14 protein-coding genes are annotated in these 13,686 nt (G+C 61.5%); 3 read left to right on the forward strand and 11 right to left on the reverse strand.

What is annotated here, in order from left to right; genetic code table 11:
- Positions 1-14 precede the first annotated feature (14 nt).
- The 7 genes from SGN16_RS16765 to SGN16_RS16795 form a co-directional block, all read right to left on the reverse strand.
- A complete protein-coding gene (locus SGN16_RS16765; RefSeq protein ID WP_210639133.1) occupies positions 15-1,067 on the reverse strand; it encodes a YCF48-related protein in 1,053 nt (350 codons plus the stop codon).
- A gap of 369 nt (positions 1,068-1,436) precedes the next feature.
- Positions 1,437-4,094 carry an aminopeptidase N gene (gene pepN, locus SGN16_RS16770; RefSeq protein ID WP_335945775.1) on the reverse strand — a complete coding sequence of 886 codons (2,658 nt, stop codon included), beginning with the start codon at positions 4,092-4,094 and terminating at the stop codon, positions 1,437-1,439.
- A 13-nt stretch (positions 4,095-4,107) separates the two neighbouring features.
- Positions 4,108-4,938, reverse strand: coding sequence for a DUF2797 domain-containing protein (locus SGN16_RS16775; RefSeq protein ID WP_335945776.1), 831 nt, complete (start codon positions 4,936-4,938; stop codon positions 4,108-4,110).
- Complete coding sequence (locus SGN16_RS16780) at positions 4,935-5,195, reverse strand: DUF1315 family protein (RefSeq protein ID WP_186656362.1); 261 nt, start codon at positions 5,193-5,195, stop codon at positions 4,935-4,937. Before SGN16_RS16780 ends, SGN16_RS16775 begins: the two co-directional genes overlap by 4 nt.
- Positions 5,196-5,240: 45 nt before the next feature.
- Positions 5,241-6,113: a rhomboid family intramembrane serine protease gene (locus SGN16_RS16785; RefSeq protein WP_210639136.1), complete on the reverse strand. Its 873-nt coding sequence runs from the start codon at positions 6,111-6,113 to the stop codon at positions 5,241-5,243.
- Positions 6,110-7,084, reverse strand: coding sequence for a metallophosphoesterase (locus tag SGN16_RS16790; protein WP_335945794.1), 975 nt, complete (start codon positions 7,082-7,084; stop codon positions 6,110-6,112). Before SGN16_RS16790 ends, SGN16_RS16785 begins: the two co-directional genes overlap by 4 nt.
- Positions 7,081-7,971 (reverse strand): NAD(+) kinase, encoded by an 891-nt coding sequence (locus tag SGN16_RS16795; RefSeq protein WP_003202709.1) that lies wholly within the window; start codon positions 7,969-7,971, stop codon positions 7,081-7,083. The genes SGN16_RS16790 and SGN16_RS16795 overlap by 4 nt, the downstream gene beginning before the upstream one ends.
- Before the next feature lie 105 nt (positions 7,972-8,076).
- Between SGN16_RS16795 and SGN16_RS16800 the strand changes: the two genes are divergently transcribed.
- A complete protein-coding gene (locus tag SGN16_RS16800; protein ID WP_210639138.1) occupies positions 8,077-9,042 on the forward strand; it encodes a DUF1853 family protein in 966 nt (321 codons plus the stop codon).
- Between the two features lie 130 nt (positions 9,043-9,172).
- Here the strand turns inward: SGN16_RS16800 and SGN16_RS16805 are convergent, their stop codons facing one another.
- The 3 genes from SGN16_RS16805 to SGN16_RS16815 all read right to left on the reverse strand — a co-directional run bounded on the left by SGN16_RS16805 (position 9,173) and on the right by SGN16_RS16815 (position 11,576).
- On the reverse strand, positions 9,173-10,456 hold the full coding sequence (locus SGN16_RS16805; RefSeq protein WP_210639139.1) for an arsenic transporter: 1,284 nt from the start codon (positions 10,454-10,456) through the stop codon (positions 9,173-9,175).
- Positions 10,457-10,493: 37 nt separating this feature from the next.
- Positions 10,494-10,844, reverse strand: a complete 351-nt coding sequence (locus SGN16_RS16810; RefSeq protein WP_335945777.1) for a metalloregulator ArsR/SmtB family transcription factor — start codon at positions 10,842-10,844, stop codon at positions 10,494-10,496.
- Between the two features lie 171 nt (positions 10,845-11,015).
- Positions 11,016-11,576, reverse strand: coding sequence for an NAD(P)H-dependent oxidoreductase (locus tag SGN16_RS16815; RefSeq protein WP_210639141.1), 561 nt, complete (start codon positions 11,574-11,576; stop codon positions 11,016-11,018).
- Positions 11,577-11,761: 185 nt separating this feature from the next.
- Here SGN16_RS16815 and SGN16_RS16820 point away from each other — a divergent pair, with 185 nt between their 5' ends.
- Positions 11,762-12,025, forward strand: a complete 264-nt coding sequence (locus SGN16_RS16820) for a hypothetical protein (RefSeq protein ID WP_109756041.1) — start codon at positions 11,762-11,764, stop codon at positions 12,023-12,025.
- An 86-nt stretch (positions 12,026-12,111) separates the two neighbouring features.
- Positions 12,112-13,005: a LysR family transcriptional regulator gene (locus SGN16_RS16825; RefSeq protein WP_210639142.1), complete on the forward strand. Its 894-nt coding sequence runs from the start codon at positions 12,112-12,114 to the stop codon at positions 13,003-13,005.
- Here SGN16_RS16825 and SGN16_RS16830 read toward each other — a convergent pair.
- Positions 12,971-13,585: a GNAT family N-acetyltransferase gene (locus SGN16_RS16830; RefSeq protein WP_210639143.1), complete on the reverse strand. Its 615-nt coding sequence runs from the start codon at positions 13,583-13,585 to the stop codon at positions 12,971-12,973. The two genes, SGN16_RS16825 and SGN16_RS16830, sit on opposite strands and share 35 nt — an antisense overlap.
- Between the last annotated feature and the right edge of the window lie 101 nt (positions 13,586-13,686).

Genomic DNA, 13,686 nt, shown 5'->3' on the forward strand with positions numbered 1-13,686 from the left:
CTTGCAGGCGTGACTCATTTGCTCAGTTCGGCGCCAGTGGACGTGGTGGCGCGCACGCCCCCTTGCCCCGCCAGGATCAGGTTGCCGTTGCCCGCTGCGGTGACGGCTGCCACGGAAATCCGATCCGGGCGGTTGAATACGCTGAACGTCACGCCGTCATCGGTACTGCGCACCACGCTGCCACCGTTGCCGACAATCACGATGGAACCGTCCGGCAATAACGTCGCCCCTGAAAGACCGAACTCCAGGGCGCCCCGAGCGGCCTTGAGCTCGACCTGTTCCCAGGTGCTGCCGAAGTCAGTGGAGCGATAAAGGTTGCCGCGCAGGCCGTAGGCCAACAGCGTCGAGGGTTCGGCGGTGCCAATGACACCGAACAGCGAACCTTCGTACGGGCCTTCGACCTTTTCCCAGGTCTGGCCCCAGTCGGCGGAGCGGAACATGCTGCCGGCCTCGCCAACGATGAACAGCCCGCTGTCCTTCACGGCGGCGATCGCGTTGAGGTGGAACTGGTCTTCGTTGTCGAGGCGGTCGCTGGCGTCTTCCCAGTGCTTGCCGCCATCGGTGGTTTCGAGCAGCGCGCCGTAGGCCCCCACGGCAAAACCGTTGCTGGCGTCCTTGAACCAGACATCCAGCAGCGGCGATTCACGGGCCAGGTCTTCGAATTGCTTGGTCCAGGTGCTGCCACCGTCGTCACTGGCGAGGATCTGTGCGTCATGCCCCACGGCCCAGCCGTGTTTGTCATCGACGAAAAATACTGCGGTGAGCAGTTGGCGAGTCGGCACCTTGGCCTGGGACCAGGACTTGCCCTGGTCGTCGGAATAGACAATGTGCCCGCGATCACCGACCGCCACCAGGCGCTGGCCGGCGTGGACCACATCGAGCATCAGGGTCTTGCTGGCCTTGGCCGATTCGACGGCGTAGATGACATCGGACGTCGAGGCCGCAACGGCCATCACCGGCGCCGACAACACCGCAGAGCCCAGCAGCGAGAGCACCGCAGCCAGCAACGCGACTCGGCGCAGCACCGGCGGGCGACAACAGCCCACAGCCATGACAGGCTCATTCATAGACCTTTCCCCCATTATTATTGTGCGGTCATTCAACCTTTCAGGGCGCCGTAAGCGGGCTCATCAGGGTTGCCGTTTCTGGAGCATAGTCCTGAAACCTGCAATCTAGAGCCACTTCGGAAGCTGACCTATCCTATCGGGCTTTCGAAAGGTCTGACAATCGACGCCACGTTATCTTTTGTTAACCGGGAGGGTTGGCGCAGGGGGTGAATGGCAGGGTATTCGGTGGCGTGATGGCTGAGTAACTATAGCGGTGAAGCATACTGATCGTTCCCACGCTCTGCGTGGGAACGATCAGCAATCCCTGTGGGAGCGAGCTTGCTCGCGATGAAGACACCGCGGTCCGCCAGGCAGACCGCGGCATCAAGATCACGCCAGACTCTTGCTCACCACCTCGAACACATCGGCGGAGAGCGCGCCGGACGCCAGGATGCGTTCCAGTTCGGCTTTCATCAGCGCCTGGCGGGCGCTGTCGTATTTGCGCCAGCGAGTCAGCGGGGCCAGTTGTCGCGAGGCGATCTGCGGGTTGAAGCCGTTGAGCTGGATCACCAGGTCCGCCAGGAAGCGATAACCCGAACCGTCGGCGGCGTGGAAGTTGATCAGGTTCTGCCCGGCGAACGCACCGACCAGCGCGCGCACCTTGTTCGGGTTCTTGATATTGAACGCCGGATGCTCCATCAGCGCCTTGACCCGCGCCAGGCCACCGGGCAACGGGCTGCCGGCCTGGACGCTGAACCATTGGTCCATGACCAGCGGGTTGCCCTTGAAGTTTTCCGCGAACACTTCCAGGGCCTTGGCCTTCTCGGCCTCGAACGGCGAATTGACCAGCACCGCCAGCGCCGTGAGGCGCTCAGTCATGTTGTCAGCCGTGTCGAACTGCTCCAGGGTCGCGCTCAGCACTTCAGGCTTGTCGGTGAGCATCAGGTACGACAGCGCGATGTTCTGCAATGCACGACGGGCGAAATGCTCGGCCTCGGCCACATACGGCGTGCGTTTGGACAGGTCGCGGTTGACTTCATAGCGCAGCCACAGGGCTTCGAACAGGTTCTCGGCCAACTGCTGGCGGGCGAATTCACGAGCGGCATGGATCGCCTCGACGTCAGCCACTTCGCTGATTTCGGTCAGATACGCCTCGCCTGGCAGCGAGAGCATTTCGGCGACCATGGCCTGGTCCAGGGATTCGTCCGACAGCACCGTGCGCAAGGCGCTGACCAGGCGAGGATCCAGCGTCAGGCTCGCCCCCTTCTGATGCTGGGCGATCAGATCCTGCAACACCTGCACCGACAATTGCTGTCCGGCATCCCAGCGATTGAAACCGTCGCTGTCGTGCTGCATCAGGAACATCAACTGGTCGCGGTTGTACGGGAAGCTCAGTTTCACCGGTGCCGAGAAGCCACGCAGCAGCGATGGCAAGGGTTGTTCGGCGATGTCGACAAAGGTGAAGGTCTGCTCGGCTTCGGTCACCGAGATCACTCGGGAGGTGCCGCTTGCGGCTGTTTCCCCGACCAGGCGCAGCGGGATTTCAGCGCCCTTGCTGTCGAGCAGGCCCAGTTCCACGGGAATCACGAACGGCAGCTTTTCCTGCTTGTCCGGGGTCGGCGGGCAACTCTGGCGGAAAGTCAGGCTGTAGGTCTTGGCCGCAGCGTCGTAGGACTCGCTCACCGACAACCGTGGGGTACCGGCCTGGCTGTACCAGCGCTTGAACTGAGTCAAGTCGACGCCATTGGCATCCTCCATGGCCTTGATGAAGTCATCACAGGTCACGGCCTGGCCGTCATGGCGTTCGAAGTACAAATCGCTACCCTTGCGGAACCCCTCAGCCCCCAGCAGGGTGTGGATCATGCCGACCACTTCCGAGCCCTTTTCGTACACGGTCAGGGTGTAGAAGTTGGAGATCTCGATAAAACTGTCCGGCCGCACCGGGTGGGCCATGGGACCAGCATCCTCGGCGAACTGGTGGGTGCGCAGGTAAGCCACGTCCTGGATGCGTTTGACGGTGGCGGAGTTCATGTCGGCGGAGAACCCGGCATCGCGGAACACCGTAAAACCTTCCTTGAGCGACAGCTGGAACCAGTCGCGGCAGGTCACGCGGTTGCCCGACCAGTTGTGGAAGTATTCGTGGGCCACGATCGCCTCGACCCGCTGGTGCGCGGCATCGGTGGCGGTCTCGGCGCGGGCCAGCACGGCGCTGGAGTTGAAGATGTTGAGGCCCTTGTTCTCCATCGCGCCCATATTGAAATCGTTGACCGCAACGATCATGAAGATGTCCAGGTCGTATTCACGCCCATACACTTCTTCGTCCCAGCGCATCGACTTCTTCAGGCTCGTCATGGCGTGCTGGCATTTGTCGATGTTTTCTGGCTCGACATAGATGCGCAACGCCACGCTGCGCTCGCTCAGGGTGGTGAAGGTGTCTTCGACGCACCACAGGTCACCGGCCACCAGGGCAAACAGGTAGGCCGGCTTCTTGAACGGGTCTTCCCAGGTCGCCCAGTGGCGGCCGTCTTCGCCGGGGCCGCTGGCAATCGGGTTGCCGTTGGACAGCAGCACCGGATAGCTGTGCTGCTCGGCCACCACGGTGGTGGTGAACTTGCTCATCACGTCCGGGCGGTCGAGGTAATAGGTGATCTTGCGGAAACCTTCGGCCTCGCACTGGGTGCAGAACATGCTGCCGGACTTGTACAGGCCTTCCAGGGCGGTGTTGGTTTCCGGATGGATCCTGACGGTGGTGTCGACCGTAAAGGCCTGGGCCTTGGGTTGCAGGGTCAGGTGGCTGTCGTCCAGCTGGTAATCGCCCTGCCCCAGGTCCGCGTCGTCGAGCTTGAGCGAGACCAGCTCCAGGTGCTGGCCATCGAGCACCAAGGGTGGCAGCCCGGCCCCGCGCTCGGGGTTGCGGCGCATCACCAGTTGCGCATGGACCAGGCTGTGGTCCTCGAACAACTCGAAGGTCAGGTGCGTCTCGTCGATCAGGTATTCGGGGGCCTGATAGTCCTTCAGGTAGATCATCTTCGGTTGTTCGGTGCGCATGGGTCGAGTCCTTCTACTGATGCACGGCGAGCTGGTAGGCCGTGTATTTACGAATGTTGATCACGCCGGTGTCGAAAATCAGGTACTGGCCCTTGATCCCCAGCAGCGTGCCTTCAGCAATCGGGTTCTTGTCCAGGTTGAAACTGACGATCTTGGCCGGGTATTGCTCCACCGGATAACGGATCTCGATAGGCTCGACGTCCGCTATGGTCTGGATCGCCTGCAAGCCAAATCGTTCCTGCAAGCCTTGCAATCCCTGGGCGCAGCTTTTAAACAGCGCATCGCGGACCTGAGGCAGATCCACCGCCACGGCGTCGCCCTTGAGCAGCGCTCGCCAGTTGGTCTTGTCCGCCACCTGGCTGCGGAACAGGTCTTCGACAAACCCCGATTGCTGACGCGTGGCGACCCGCAGGATCGGCAGCGCCTGGCTGGCGCCCTGGTCCAGCCAGCGGGTCGGCAATTGTGTGGCACGGGTAATGCCGACCTTCACGCCCGAGGAGTTGGCGAGGTAGACCACATGATCGGTCATGCAGAACTGCTCGCCCCAGGCCGGATCGCGGCAGGTGCCCGCCTCGAAATGGCAGCGCTCGGGGCTCATGATGCACACGTCGCACTGGGCCAGCTTGGTCATGCAAGGGTAGCAATAGCCCTGGCTGAAGCTGGTCTTGGTCCTGCGCCCGCAATGGCTGCAGTGGATCGCACCGAGAAACTCCAGGCGTACCGTGCTGCCAATCAACGGGTTGACCGGCACCTCGGTATCGCCCAGGCGAAAGGCGTACTGAACGGTCGCCCCGTCAAGGCGCGCCGACATCTTGCTAATTGCACCGCGGCCAATCTCGATCAATGGATGGCGTCCGACTTGAACAGGATATTCGGCACTTCAGTCGCCTTCGACTGGCACTCCTGCGGGCCCATGTAGCCGGTGCGCTCTTCTTCAGGCAGGTTCTGGATCTCCCAGGCGATCATCGCTTGCAGCGACAACTCGCGCTGCTCGGCGGTGAGCTTGTTGCCATCGGCCCATTTACCGATTTCCACCGCCAGTTTCAGGCTTTGGTAGATGTCAGGGGTGATGTTTTTGATCATTTCGTTGAACGAGGACATGGATTCTCCGCGCAATCGCGCATATTCAAGAGGCACAGACGCCAGTCAGAGGGCCATTTTACGGCGAGCGAACAGCCCGCCCAACAAACCTGTGAAGCAACCGATGAGCAGCCCACCAACATGGGCACCATTGGCGATTTCGCCGAAACCGATCAGCGAGACCAACCCGGACAGGCACAACACCAGCCACACCAGCATCATCACCAGCACCCCACGGGGCAGGTGATAAGCCGGGTTCGGTGCCAGCCATTGATAGATCCAGCAATGCCCCAGCAGGCCGTACAGCACACCGGACAAGCCGCCAAACAGGGTCGGCCCGCTAAAAAAGTACTGGACGAAATTGGACACAAGACTGAACAGCAGCGTCAGCCCCAGCAGGTTGATACCGCCCTGCCGGGCTTCGATCCGCCGTCCCAACTCCCAATACCACATGCCGTTCATGGCAATGTGCAGGAAACCGAAGTGGACCAGCATCGGTGTCACCAGGCGCCACCACTGCCCCGCCGCCAGGCTGTCGGCCAGCGGCGTGAACTGGATATAGTCGCCGACGACGCGAAACTCCAGGAAAGTCAGCCAACGCAGCGCCTCCAGATTATCCCCCAGCAGGGTCACGGCACTGACGATCAGGCTCAACAGCAGCACCAGCGCGGTGATCGGGCTGCGGATCAGTTGCTGGATGAAACCGGGCCGTCGCGACGTGCCGCCAGTGGTGGGCAATTCCAGCTGTTGTTCGGGATCACCGGCAGGGAAGCGTGCGTACAACGAACGCACGTCTTCGCTGATTTCATCCGGCACCCAGAGCACCTGCTCGCCCGCCTCCTCACTGACCCGATGAGGCACCTGCATACGCTGCAGCAGCTTGACGAAGCCACTCAAGTCCACCGCCAGGGGCAGGCGCAATACCGCGACGACACTCACTGCAACACCTCCGGCCGCTCGACATCGACCCAGACAAATTTGTGCGGATCCAGGCGGGTTTCCTGGTCCAGGCGATACGCCACCAACTTGCCGTAGAGCACCGCGCTGTAGTCCAGGCACGCGAGGTTCGGGCGGATCGGCGCGGGTTTGCCGCTGCGCCAATAGTGGCCGACGAACAACAGCGGTTCATGCTCGCCATAGCGCAGCAGGTTGTTTTTTTCATCCGGAGACAACGGCGTGCGGGCCACCGGTTCAGGCAAGGCGTCGGGCTGAAACACGATATCGCCGTAGGTCTGTGGGTTGTCTTCCCAGAACTTGGTCCGGAAGAACGAACGGGTCAGGCCGTCGCCGCCGGTGAGGGTCAAGCCATGGGGCAGGCGCATGTCCGTGCCGCGCAGCAAACGATCGAACACCGTGCAGGCAAAGCTACCCGGCTGCGCTGAAGCCTGGAGGAAATGCTCGTCGACGCAGCCATCGGGAAACAGGCCTCGCAGAGGTTCGATCAGGCCGGCGTCCCAACAGGCATGCACCACCCGGAAACGGCCAGCATCGACAAATAACGGCAACTCGTAGAACCACTTGAGGAAATCCTGCCAGTCACCGGGATGCTGCTCGAACTGGGTCAGGGTTTCGTTGAGCAGGCGGGCATGGCGCGGCGTGTGTTCGCGCACGTAGCGCTGGCCACTGCCCGGCAGCGCCGGCGTGCTCCAGCCCAGGGCATTGAATTCGTGGTTGCCCATGATGCACAGCGCCTGGCCGGCCACGACCATGTCATGGACTATGTGCAGCGCCTCGCGGATGCGCGGGCCCCGGTCGATGATGTCCCCCAGGAATACGGCCATGCGCGACGGATGCCGCCAGACGCCGCCCTGCTTGTGGTAACCGAGTTGGTCCAGCAGGTGTTCCAGGGTCAGGGCGCATCCGTGCACGTCGCCGATCAGGTCGTAACTGCGCGAGGGATCGAGCATCAGTCGCCTCCACCCCCCAGTCGACTGCCCCAGCCGAGCTTGGTCCGGCAGACTTCGTAGTAATTGTGATCCAGCGGATGGATCAGGCGCAGCTTCTGCGCCTTCTTGCTGACGGTGATGGTGTCACCCGGCGCGCAGGTAAAATGGTTCTGACCGTCACAGGACACTTGCGGGTAGATCTGCATATCCTTGGACACGACGATTTTCAGCTCACTGTTGCCATCGACCACAATGGGTCGCCCAGACAAGGTATGGGGGTACATAGGCACAATCACAATAGCGTCGAGCTTGGGGTGCATGATCGGGCCGCCGGCGGAAAGCGCATAGGCCGTGGAGCCGGTGGGGGTGGCGACGATCAGGCCGTCGGCCTTCTGGCTGCAGACGAACTGGCCGTCGATGTACAGCTCGAACTCGATCATGCGCGTGGATTTGCCAGGGTGCAGCACCACGTCGTTGAGGGCATCGCCCTGGCCGATGGCCTCGGCATGACGGCGTACCTCAGCCTGGAGCAGGAAGCGATTCTCCACCAGGTAATGGCCGTCCAGCACCTCGGCGACCTTGGTTTCCAGCTCGTCAGGACGGATATCGGTCAAAAAACCCAGGCTGCCGCGGTTGATCCCCAGCACCGGGATGTTGTGCCGCGCCAGGGCCCGGGCCGCGCCCAGCAGGCTGCCATCGCCGCCGACCACGATCACCATGTCACAGACTTCGCCGAGCATCTTGCGCGACGAAGTCTGCAGGCCATGACCCGGCAACACTTCGGCGATGGTATCTTCGAGGATCACATGCAGGTGCCGCTCCAGGAGGAAACGTTTGAGACGGCGAACGGTATCCAACACCTGCGAACTGCCCAGGCGACCGATGATGCCGATATTGCGAAATTGCTCCATGAGGCTCCTGCGAAGGTCTGCGGCGGGCGAAAACCACGATTATGGGCGAAAGCGCTCCATAGACAAAATTCTTTAAGCCTTCGCCGCAACGGCTATGCTCGCAACATGATCCTGTTTCCTGAATTGCTGGACTTGCCCCGCCGCCTGCACCATGCCGAAGTGCGCGATCTGGCGTGGGCGATACTTGCCCCGCCGATGCTCATCGACACCCCCTGGCCCCAGCGCCACCCCTTGACCGGCAGTGACTGGGTGCAGGATCCCCATCGATTGGAACACTGGCTGCGGCAGTTGGACCGTGACAGCTACCCGCTGTTGCACTGCTTGTCCCAAGGGCGCACGCGACGCCTGGGCCTGTATTACGAAAGGCTGTGGCAATTCGCCGTACAACACGCCCCGGGCATCGAGCTGATCGCCGCGAACCTGCCGATCCGCCACGAAGGTCATACACTGGGCGAACTGGACCTGCTGTTGCGCGATGGCGACGGAATCCATCATCTGGAATTGGCGATCAAGTTGTACCTCGGCCCCCAGAACGGTAATGGCCAGGACACTGCACAGTGGCTTGGCCCGGGCTGCCATGACCGGCTCGACCGTAAACTGGCCCATTTGCACGAGCATCAGCTACCGATCTCGGCGCGCCCGGAAAGCCGCGAGGCACTGGCGGCTTTGGGCATTGAACCGGCCGGCCTCGAGGCGTTTCGCTCCGAGCTCTGGCTTGGCGGCTACCTGCTTTACCCCTGGCCGGGTCACGCCGACCCGCCGACCGGTGCACACCCCCGGCATTTGCGGGGCAGTTGGCTGCACCAGCGCGATTGGCCAGCATTCGTCGCCCAGCGTCCACCGGGGCGCTGGCAACCCCTGCCCCGCGCCGCCTGGCTGGCCCCGGCCCATTATCCGGCGGAGCAAACCTGGAGCACTGCGCAACTGGACGCCTGGCGAATGGACCTCGACCCGATGGCGCCGGCGCAACTGATGGTGCGCCTGACTGAAAATGCCGAGGGCGAGTGGGAAGAGGCCGAGCGGGTGTTCCTGGTGGCTGATCCTTGGCCGGACGTGCCAGGGAATGGGTGAGCCTGGTGGTGCCTGTCAACGCCTCATCGCGAGCAAGCTCGCTCCCACAGTGCAGTTGTGTTGCTTACAGAATTGATGATCTGCACATACCCTGTGGGAGCGAGCTTGCTCGCGATGAGACCAACTCGGTCTAGATAGACAACCGCAAAGCCAACGCCGCCAACGTCACCAGCAGCACCGGTACTGTCAGCACGATCCCGACCTTGAAGTAGTACCCCCAGCCGATCTGGATATTCTTGCGCGCCAGCACGTGCAGCCACAGCAAGGTCGCGAGGCTGCCGATCGGGGTGATTTTCGGGCCCAGGTCACTGCCGATGACGTTGGCGTAGATCATCGCTTCCTTCACCACCCCGGTGGCCTGGCTGGCGTCGATGGACAAGGCACCGATCAGCACCGTCGGCAGATTGTTCATGATCGACGAGAGCAGCGCCGTCAACAGCCCGGTGCCCATGGCCGCGCCCCATACGCCGTATTCAGCGAAGCCATCGAGCCAGTGGGCCAGGTAGCCGGTCAGCCCGGCGTTGCGCAGGCCGTAGACCACCAGGTACATGCCGAGGGAGAAGATCACGATCTGCCACGGTGCTTCTTTCATCACTTTACGGGTAGATATCTTGTGGCCACGGGCGGCAATCGCCAGCAGCAACGCGGCACAGACCGCCGAAATGGCGCTGATGGGAATCCCCAGCGGTTCCAGGGCAAAGCAGCCCAACAGCAGGATCACCAGCACTGCCCAACCGGCATAGAACGTTGCCGTGTCGTGGATCGCGCTCGCAGGGTCGTCCAGTTGATGCGGGTCGTAGTCACGCGGGATGTCGCGGCGAAAGAACCACAGCAGGATCGCCAGGCTGGCGGCCACGCTGACCAGGTTCACCGGCACCATGACCGCCGCGTAGCGGTTGAAACCGATGCCGAAGAAGTCTGCCGAGACAATGTTTACCAGGTTCGACACCACCAGCGGCAGGCTCGCGCTGTCGGCGATGAAACCGGCACCCATCACGAATGCCAGGGTCGCCGCCGGAGAAAAACGCAGCGCCAGCAGCATCGAAATCACGATGGGCGTCAGGATCAGCGCCGCCCCGTCATTGGCGAACAGCGCCGACACCAGAGCGCCCAGCAGCACCATGAACGCAAACAGCTTGCGCCCACTGCCCCGGCCCCAGCGGGCCACATGCAGGGCCGCCCAGGCGAAGAACCCCGCCTCATCCAGCAACAGGCTGATGATGATCAACGCGACAAAGGTACCGGTGGCGTTCCAGATGATCTGCCACACCAGCGCAATGTCTCCGACCTGCACCACCCCGCTCAGCAAGGCCAGCAACGCACCGAACGTCGCGCTCCAGCCGACGCCAAGCCCCTTGGGCTGCCAGATCACCAGGGTAATGGTCAGCAGGAAAATCAACGACGCGATGAGCATGCGCAACAGCCTTGAAAGAGGGATTGAAAAGAAGAGATCAGCAGCAACGCGTCACCGGACGGTCAGTCATCGCGCTCAAACGTTGCACATCCGCCGTCAGCCAAGCCGTATTGGCCGCCAATGCCTGCTCCAGCAGGGTGCTGACCCAGGACGGCAACTGCGGATGCAGACGGTAGTAAACCCACTGCCCTTGGCGCCGGTCGCTGAGCAGGCCAGCGTTACGCAGCTGGGCCAGATGCCGGGAGATTTTCGGCTGGCTCAGGCCCAGCGCAGCGGTGAGCTCACAGACACACAACTCGCCTTCACGAACCACCAGCAACGCAATGCGGGTTCGGGTGTCGTCGGCCAGCGCCTTGAAGACTTCGACAGGATTGTGGGGGTCGGACATGGCAAGGAAATGTCTGGATGAGCGAAGGGCGAATATATGGAAATTCGAATATTCAGTAAAGCGGGGATTTGGATTTACCGGATGCACTGTTTGGACCGGAGACATGATGAACCTGTGGCGAGGGGGATTTATCCCCTCCGCCACAGGTGATTGCCTGGCATACCGGGGCCATCAGGCCTTTTTGTGTTGCTCGACCCACTTGCCATAGGCGTCGATGAATTTCTGCAGGAACGGCCTCACGGATTCCGACAGATTACCCGCCTCGTCAAACGCCGTCCCGGCGCCGCTCAGGTAGGCTTCCGGCTGCTGCATGCAAGGCACATCGAGGAAAACCAGGGACTGGCGCAAATGATGGTTGGCGCCAAAACCACCGATGGCACCCGGCGATGCACTGATCACCGCCCCCGGCTTGCCACTCAGGCAACTCTGGCCGTAAGGACGCGAGCCGACGTCGATGGCATTTTTCATCGGCGCTGGTACTGAACGGTTGTATTCCGGCGTGACGAACAACAATGCGTCGGCCGCGCCCACCTGCTGACGGAAAGTACTGTAGGCTGCCGGTGGTGGTGTCACGTCAATGTCTTCGTTGTAGAGCGGCAACTCGCCGATTTCAACGATGTTCAGTTTCAGATTGGCTGGTGCCAGCTCCGCCAGCGCCAGTGCCACCTTGCGGTTGATCGATGCCTTGCGCAGGCTGCCCACCAAAACGGCCACTGTGTAGACATTACTCATGAGAGGCTTCTCGACTGTCGGCTCAAAGGAGCCTGTAGTTATAGATGATCGGCATCACAATTGGACCAGCGGAGCGACGAAAACCGGCCGACTGGACTATTTTTTTCTTGTAGGAAAACTTACCGCGCTTGACCAGGGTCTACAGAACCGCAAATCGAGTGATCTATTTCCAGAGGTTCTAAGCAATGGCAGCAGTACTTGTCGGACAATTTCATGCGCGGGACGCCGAAGGTCGCGTCTATTCAGTGCATGAGTTTCAGGAATCGACCCCGTCGCCGGACGGAAACGGCAAGGAGCCTGTCACTACCTATAAGTTGGCGATCGGTGATCGCGTCAACAAACTCGACGACGGCAAATTCGTGCTGGTGCAGTCGCAAATCGAATTGACGCGTGAGCCGGAAACGCCACTGCAGGCTCAAACACCTACTGAAACGCAAATCGCCTTGTAAACGGTTGTTATGAGCAGAAGTCGTGCCCGGACTTGGGTTAGGATTCAGCCACTCAATGGCTTACCCGCCGAACATGGACTTCTTGCATGCGTTTACGCCACATCGAAGTGATCCAGGCGCTGCTGCAGACCGGCCACCTCGGCACGGCGGCCGAATGGCTGCAACTGTCGGTAGCGGAGGTCGAGGCGATTCTACGCGACGCTGAGGCGCAACTGGGCTTCATGCTGTTCGCCAGTGTACGTGGGCGGTTGCAGGCCACCCGAGAGACCCTTGAGCTGCGTGACAGCATCACGCGGGTGTATGACACCCTCGAACCGGTGCAGCGGCTGGCCAGTAGCCTGAAGCACTATCAGGCACCTCCCCTGCGAGTAATTTGCACCCCACCGCTGGCCCAACAATTGTTGCCCCAGAGCATTGCCGCCTTGCGTCGACGTCATCCGGATGCGCCTTGCACCCTGCTCAGCCAACCGACCCGCGACATCGTCCACAGCCTGCTGCTGCGTGAAAGCGACCTGGGGTTGAGTTTGCACGACCCAGAACACCCCGACATCCATTGCCAGATGATTGCCCAAGGCAAATTGCAATTGCTCGCGCCCCACGGCTGGCTGCAACCGCGGCAAAAATACATTTCGCTTCAGGATCTGGCGGGTCAGTCGCTGGTGGGGCTGGATGGCCACGACCCGTTGAGCCCCGCCTTCGAGCATAAGCTGGCAGCGCTGCGCCCGGCACCGGTGATCCAGATCCGCGTCCAGACACATCAGATGATGCGCGCCATGGTCGAGGCCGGCGAAGGTCTTGCCATCGTCGATCCTTTTACCGCCTCAGGCGCCAAGGACGGCGGCCTGGACGTTTGCCCGGTGTCGCCCGCCATCCCGATTGGTCTCTATGCGTTGAGCCTGAACGGCACGACGCCCACGCCCGCCGTTCAATCGCTGCTGGAGCGGGTCACGGAACAAGCCGAGGCGTTGTTGGGCCACTGATCGACATGCCCAGCGGATCGTCGAACAGCCGATACCAGAACAACGCCACTTCGGCGGTATGTCGGTCAATGCCGCGATAGCGCAGGTGATCGATACCACCGAGCACATAACCACAACGTTCATAGAGCCGGCAGGCACCCAGGTTGTTGTTCTGGGTTTCCAGCATGATCCCTGGCAGTTTTTTCTTGCGGCTCCAGAAATGCGCGACATCGAGCAGCGCCTTGGCCACTCCGTGGCGCCGCGCTGGCGCATGCACCGCAAGTTCATCGATGTGGGCGAAACCGTTCCAGTTGGTACTGACCACCAGATGCCCTACCGGCTGGTCGTCGAGATAGGCCATGAAGATTTCGCTGTCGGGGGCATTGCGAAAGCTGCTGAACTCTTCTGGGTCGATGCCATAGCACTTGCGGTAGGGAACAATGGGCGTCACCGGCCATTGGCTCACCGGCCGGCCAACCTGCGCCGTGCCATAGTCGCTGACCTCGAAGCTGAAATCACTGCCCCAGATGTAGGCGGCAAAGCCGTCATCGACGACGCGCACCGACAACCCGGGGTGCTTGGGATTCATGACCGGTTGCATACTGGGGAAGGTCCTCATTCCTTGAGACAACCAACGGCGTGGTGCCATCCATTGCCCGTGTCTTTCAAATCTTCATGCATCAAGCGGGATCCATAGCCTGC

This window comes from Pseudomonas sp. G166 (genome assembly GCF_037027455.2).
Lineage (GTDB): Bacteria > Pseudomonadota > Gammaproteobacteria > Pseudomonadales > Pseudomonadaceae > Aquipseudomonas.

Coding starts and splice junctions, on each gene's coding strand:
- SGN16_RS16815 (WP_210639141.1), bottom strand. CDS start 11,576: ATGAGTAATGTCTACACAGTGGCCGTTTTGGTGGGCAGCCTGCGCAAG.
- SGN16_RS16780 (WP_186656362.1), bottom strand. CDS start 5,195: ATGTCCTCGTTCAACGAAATGATCAAAAACATCACCCCTGACATCTAC.
- SGN16_RS16810 (WP_335945777.1), bottom strand. CDS start 10,844: ATGTCCGACCCCCACAATCCTGTCGAAGTCTTCAAGGCGCTGGCCGAC.
- SGN16_RS16795 (WP_003202709.1), bottom strand. CDS start 7,971: ATGGAGCAATTTCGCAATATCGGCATCATCGGTCGCCTGGGCAGTTCG.
- SGN16_RS16805 (WP_210639139.1), bottom strand. CDS start 10,456: ATGCTCATCGCGTCGTTGATTTTCCTGCTGACCATTACCCTGGTGATC.
- SGN16_RS16830 (WP_210639143.1), bottom strand. CDS start 13,585: ATGCAACCGGTCATGAATCCCAAGCACCCCGGGTTGTCGGTGCGCGTC.
- SGN16_RS16765 (WP_210639133.1), bottom strand. CDS start 1,067: ATGAATGAGCCTGTCATGGCTGTGGGCTGTTGTCGCCCGCCGGTGCTG.
- SGN16_RS16800 (WP_210639138.1), top strand. CDS start 8,077: ATGATCCTGTTTCCTGAATTGCTGGACTTGCCCCGCCGCCTGCACCAT.
- SGN16_RS16825 (WP_210639142.1), top strand. CDS start 12,112: ATGCGTTTACGCCACATCGAAGTGATCCAGGCGCTGCTGCAGACCGGC.
- pepN (WP_335945775.1), bottom strand. CDS start 4,094: ATGCGCACCGAACAACCGAAGATGATCTACCTGAAGGACTATCAGGCC.
- SGN16_RS16820 (WP_109756041.1), top strand. CDS start 11,762: ATGGCAGCAGTACTTGTCGGACAATTTCATGCGCGGGACGCCGAAGGT.